Annotated in this window: 6 protein-coding genes; 3 read left to right on the top strand and 3 right to left on the bottom strand. The window is 36.1% G+C overall.

All coding sequences use genetic code 11. The annotated features are described in order from the left end of the window. Nucleotides 1-204: 204 nt before the first annotated feature. The gene (locus CDZ78_RS12430) at nt 205-594 is read right to left on the bottom strand and encodes a TIR domain-containing protein (protein ID WP_280175577.1); all 390 of its coding nucleotides are present in this window, start codon (nt 592-594) and stop codon (nt 205-207) included. 189 nt (nt 595-783) lie between these two features. Here CDZ78_RS12430 and CDZ78_RS22035 point away from each other — a divergent pair, with 189 nt between their 5' ends. Continuing rightward, nucleotides 784-942 (top strand): hypothetical protein, encoded by a 159-nt coding sequence (locus tag CDZ78_RS22035; RefSeq protein WP_167374289.1) that lies wholly within the window; start codon nt 784-786, stop codon nt 940-942. A 77-nt stretch (nt 943-1,019) separates the two neighbouring features. Here CDZ78_RS22035 and CDZ78_RS22030 read toward each other — a convergent pair whose 3' ends face one another. Then, a complete protein-coding gene (locus CDZ78_RS22030) occupies nt 1,020-1,169 on the bottom strand; it encodes a hypothetical protein (RefSeq protein ID WP_167374288.1) in 150 nt (49 codons plus the stop codon). 84 nt (nt 1,170-1,253) lie between these two features. On the opposite strand from CDZ78_RS22030, the gene CDZ78_RS12425 reads away from it, so the two are divergent. Beyond that, on the top strand, nt 1,254-2,411 hold the full coding sequence (locus CDZ78_RS12425; RefSeq protein ID WP_087870298.1) for an ImmA/IrrE family metallo-endopeptidase: 1,158 nt from the start codon (nt 1,254-1,256) through the stop codon (nt 2,409-2,411). Next, nucleotides 2,404-2,868 (top strand): DUF4411 family protein, encoded by a 465-nt coding sequence (locus CDZ78_RS12420; RefSeq protein ID WP_087870297.1) that lies wholly within the window; start codon nt 2,404-2,406, stop codon nt 2,866-2,868. The genes CDZ78_RS12425 and CDZ78_RS12420 overlap by 8 nt, the downstream gene beginning before the upstream one ends. Before the next feature lie 83 nt (nt 2,869-2,951). On the opposite strand, the gene CDZ78_RS22695 is transcribed toward CDZ78_RS12420, so the two are convergent. Next, nucleotides 2,952-3,132: hypothetical protein (locus CDZ78_RS22695; protein WP_211200767.1), on the bottom strand; the 181-nt coding region annotated here is incomplete at its 5' end.

Genomic DNA, 3,132 nt, shown 5'->3' with positions numbered 1-3,132 from the left:
GAATTATATTTTTATATGTTTTATCTAAATCGTAAGTAATACCAAGATCTAGATCAGTTTTTTTCCCAAACCCCATAATTACAAAGCAAATTTTTGATTTACTAAAAGTTGAGTTCACTCATGATTCCTTATTGATATAAAGTAAATAGCCAACACTAATCTGTAAGTTAGGTGTTGGCTATTTTAATTATAGGATTTCACTTTTTAGGTGTAATCTCTGATTGCTTGTATAACACTTGCAGAATTCCACCCTACAGGTTCACAAACAGATGCATCTCGTACAATCTGAGGAATTCTCTGTTGCCCCCACGGTTTTATAGCAATAATGGTTTTATTTAAACGCTTCGCTTCATTGATTTCATATTCAATCCAATCACTATGAGCAGAATACATTCCACCAAGTATCAATACGACTTGAGAAGGGTTTATTTGTCGAGTCATCCCTTCTTCTAGACCTTTACGCGTCTTATCAGGCAATGCATTAGTAGTAGTGATACTACAATTACTCCAAGATAAATTGGCTGCATCCTTTAACCAATTCACGACTTTATAGTAGTGTTCATTGTATTCCCAAGCATGGCTAATAAAAATCATTCTATTTTTTAAATTCGGCATTCGCTGAAAATCATGGAAACGGAGCTTAGCGAAGTGGTGATTTTTAGTCCCTGATAGGCGACAGGGCAATTCGCTGATTCGACGTGTGCTAGCAGCACGCGAGAGGAGCAAGAATTGCATTCCGAATAGCCGTCCAGCCAGTGAGGTAGTAATGACGAAGCGGCTTTTGTGCGTAGTCGTTGCGGACGCAGGGCGTTCAGGGCATCTCCCATCCGCTGCGTAGGTGAACGAATTATGGCGACAGGAGTCCCAGAATTTCGTGAGGTAGCATGGCGCGCCTGCAACCAAGATATAGCAAGTTTAGCTGTAGTTAAGACTTCTAATTAAGTCTTTTAGCCATTTTTTCTTGGCACGTCATCCCCCTAATTTCATGAAACATTGGGACGTCCTGTCATCGCTGTTCATTAACTAGATAAAGGGCAGTGATGACCAAGTAATGCCATTAATCGAATTTCACGAGCTAGGAAATCTTCTCTATCTTGTTTTATATCGCCCCTAAGCCCATCGACCTGTTTCTCAAGCCATTCTATATGAAACCTCTCAATCTGCACCACTGGTACGGATGTTTTTGTAACCTTTCAACGTCATCTGATTTTGATGTTAGCCTAAAAAAATAATGGGTAAGCTATAATAAGAGCATGGGAAATATAGCTATTAATCCGAGTCGACTAGAGTGGTGCTTAAATGCCGTGCAGATAGATATCAATCATCTATCTGCAGATCTTAAGATTTCTCAAAAAACATTGGAACAAGCTATGGAAAGCAAAGAGGTTTTTAGTGTTACTCAGCTAGAAAAAATAGCAAATTATTTTAAACGTAACATGTTGTTTTTCCTTGAATCTGAAGCACCAAAAGAGGAAGAAATATACTCTCTTCAATTTCGTACAATTAATAATAAAAAGCCAATTCACTCCCCAAAGTTGCGTGGCTTTATAGAACAAGTTGAAAAACAAAGACAAGTTTACTTAGGGTTATTAGATGATTTAGGAGAGGCAATAAATAAAGTTTGGTATCCTGATGATTTGAACTTAAATGAGGACATAAAAAGTATAAGTGCAAATATCAGAAGTTGGTTAGGGTTAGCAGTATCTGATGATTTTAGTGATATGCGTCATGCTGTTGAACAAAAAGGCATCATGGTTATTGTATCCAATGGATATAATGGTAAATGGCAAATAGATAAGAAGAATCCAGTCCGTGGTTTTTCTTTATATTATGACGTATTACCAATAATCGTTATCAAAAAACAAGCAAGTTTAGGAGCGCAAACCTTTACCTTAATGCATGAATTTGCTCACTTGTTATTGCATAGAGAAAGCGCAATTGATAATGATGAGGATTTTGATAATTATCAAGGTAAAGAAAAAGAAGCGAATGATTTTGCTGGTAACTTATTAATCCCTGATAGCTTTTTAAATCAAATAGATACCGAACGGTTATTAGGGCTACAAACTCAAGAGTATGATTCATTCTTAGAAGATTATAGGGAACTATGGAGTGTGAGTCATAGGGCGATATTGGTACGCTTATTAATTAATGAAGAAATATCTCAGTATCATTATAAAAATTATGTGGACTATAAAGAAGAACAATTAAGAAGAGAGGCAACTCAAGTTAGTTCCAAATCCATACCGAGGACATACCGACATAGAGAGCCCATGAATGTTTTTGGTAAGCCTTTCGTTTACGCAGTATTTGACTCTTTACATAATAAAAAAATCACTTTAGCTAAAGCAAGCACTTATTTAGATAATTTGAAAATTAGCGATGTAAGGAAATTGGAGCAACATGTATAGCTTTGATGCTTCATCTATGATTCATGCTTGGGATAATTACCCACCAGAGAATAAACATTTTGATTCTCTTTGGGAATGGTTTTCTAACAAGATGCAAAGTAAAGAATTTGTTATCTCAAAAAAGGCTTTTGAAGAAGTTAGTCATAAAATACCTGAATGTGGAACATGGCTACAAGATAATAATATTAAAATCTATGATTTAACCTCTAAAAGTATATTAAGAGCTAAAGATATAAAGGCATTACTTGGTATTATCGAGGAAGAATATACGAAAGGCGTTGGTGAAAATGATTTATTCATTATTGCTATAGCGCAAGAATTGGGAACTACACTTGTTACTGAGGAAGGCAGGCAGGGTGTATTGCCTGCACTCAAATCAAACTATAAAATACCAGCAGTTTGTAATATGGCATCAGTCGGAGTAGAGAATTGTAACTTCTTAAATTTACTAAAATAAAAAGGCTAACAACCAAACACCCTGGCCAAAATTGGCGAAGGTGAAGTTCACACCACCATCACCGAATATGGATCTAGAAAATTTTACATTCCCTTCCTTTGGAAACAGATACCCTGAGAAGTTAAATTCCCCTTTTCCTTTCCTATGCTTTGAAAAATCGACACCTGAAAAATCCACCTCCGTATCATCACCATGTTTTCCAACATAAACGTTCCATCTATAGCACCCCAAAGAGTCAAGACAGATTTTTCAACAATCCTTATT

Source organism: Bathymodiolus platifrons methanotrophic gill symbiont (assembly GCF_002189065.1).
In the GTDB taxonomy this organism is placed as follows: Bacteria; Pseudomonadota; Gammaproteobacteria; order Methylococcales; family Methylomonadaceae; genus Methyloprofundus.
Note: the sequence above shows the minus strand (reverse complement) of the source record. Positions and strands in the feature narration are given on the sequence as shown.

What these genes read in the sequence shown, in the direction of transcription:
- CDZ78_RS12430 (WP_280175577.1), bottom strand. Translation starts at nt 594, where the DNA reads ATGATTTTTATTAGCCATGCTTGGGAATACAATGAACACTACTATAAA.
- CDZ78_RS12425 (WP_087870298.1), top strand. Translation starts at nt 1,254, where the DNA reads ATGGGAAATATAGCTATTAATCCGAGTCGACTAGAGTGGTGCTTAAAT.
- CDZ78_RS12420 (WP_087870297.1), top strand. Translation starts at nt 2,404, where the DNA reads ATGTATAGCTTTGATGCTTCATCTATGATTCATGCTTGGGATAATTAC.